1 protein-coding gene is annotated in these 1,434 nt (G+C 38.4%); it reads left to right on the top strand.

All coding sequences use genetic code 11. From position 1 onward, the window contains the following. The first annotated feature begins 684 nt into the window (after positions 1 to 684). Positions 685 to 1,425: a hypothetical protein gene (locus ACP6PM_RS09240; RefSeq protein ID WP_426583904.1), complete on the top strand. Its 741-nt coding sequence runs from the start codon at positions 685 to 687 to the stop codon at positions 1,423 to 1,425. The last annotated feature ends 9 nt before the right edge of the window (positions 1,426 to 1,434 follow it).

Here is a 1,434-nt window from a genome sequence, read left to right as displayed (position 1 = left end):
CTACCTTAAATACTTCTTCATGGCCATCTTTAGCTTTTTTTTACAAACAGTCTCTCATGCAAGAGGCCGATGTGATTAGCCTACAACTTCTACAATTACAATAGTAAGTCCTGAGAATTTCTCTAACTTAGAGCTGACAGAACATAGATATGGGTGACATCTAATCTATATATTTAACAACTGCTTTCATAGATTTAGTATGAGTTGTAGTAATTATAGTCATTTAACTTGAGATTAAGACAAACCTTTCCTACTATGAAAGGTTTTTAGCAGAAAAAGTGTTTTATTCTTGGTTTAAAATCACACTAATGTAATCTATCAGTAGTTTAGTTTTTTGTCAACCTTAGGAACTCACATTCCGCACTTCAAAATACTGAAACAGCCATCGCTCATTGAGGAGATCGCTTGTTTTTATTGGTGGCCTACCGATCGTCTAACCAGGGGTTGAAGAGTAGCGTTCGCGAAGTATGCCAGAGGCAATCGCTCAAGTTTTACACAAACGATGCTACCAGACATGATATGATTAGGCGCTGGCATTTTGACTCAGAGTTTATTGGGTAAATTTTTGAGAGATGTTAATTGGTGTAGATTCGACAAAATTTTGCCTTTTTGATGGTAAGTTTTTCTTGTTATGGAATTTACTGACTTCTAAATTCTTAACACTAATCTTTTGAGGCCGAATTTATGAGTAGACTACAAAAAGTTCTTCATCTCGGAGATGACATTAATACTGACGATATTATACCAGCTAACCGAGCAACCACAGATTCCCCTGAATATTTAAAGCATTATGCTTTAGAACATTTAATTGGAGAAGGGAAATTACTAGGATATGAGGTTATTGAAGCAGGAGAAAACTTTGGCTGCGGTTCTAGTCGTGAAATTGCTCCCATTGCCCTCAAAGCTGCAGGAATTAAAAAAGTACGCGCTCGATCGTTTGGGGAAATCTTTTATCGCAATAGTCTTAATATTGGCCTGCCTGTAGAAATCATCGGACACAAACTGGATAATCCCGTAATTAAAGCACTTACCGATGCAGGAGGCTTAATCCCATATAATCATAAGCGACGAAGCGGTCAGCTATCGATTCCTCAAAACGAAACTTCACCTCGGCCAATGACAATGGTTGAAAAAATTCTCAGCCAAGCTTCAGGCAATGCTTATGTACAGCCAGGGGAAGTAATATTTGCTAAGGTAGATTTAGCCATGTCTCATGATGCTGTAGCTGCATCAGTAGCCAAGTTATTTTATCAGCATTTTGGCCAACAAGAAAAAATTTGGGATTCAAACCGGGTAGTTTTAGTCGCCGATCACTTTATCCAAGTCAACGATATTAGAGACGATCGAAAAGCTGATGGATTATATCAACAAATGGTGCAGTTTGCCAAAACAGTGCGACTCGTTCTGCTGCCTAATAAGCAGTAGGGTTCCCGA

It is taken from the genome of Dapis brunnea BLCC-M229 (genome assembly GCF_050015995.1).
In the GTDB taxonomy this organism is placed as follows: domain Bacteria; phylum Cyanobacteriota; class Cyanobacteriia; order Cyanobacteriales; family Microcoleaceae; genus Trichodesmium.
The sequence above is the reverse complement of the archived record's forward strand: the minus strand, read 5'-3'. Positions and strand labels throughout refer to the sequence as shown.

Coding starts and splice junctions, on each gene's coding strand:
- ACP6PM_RS09240 (WP_426583904.1), top strand. CDS start 685: ATGAGTAGACTACAAAAAGTTCTTCATCTCGGAGATGACATTAATACT.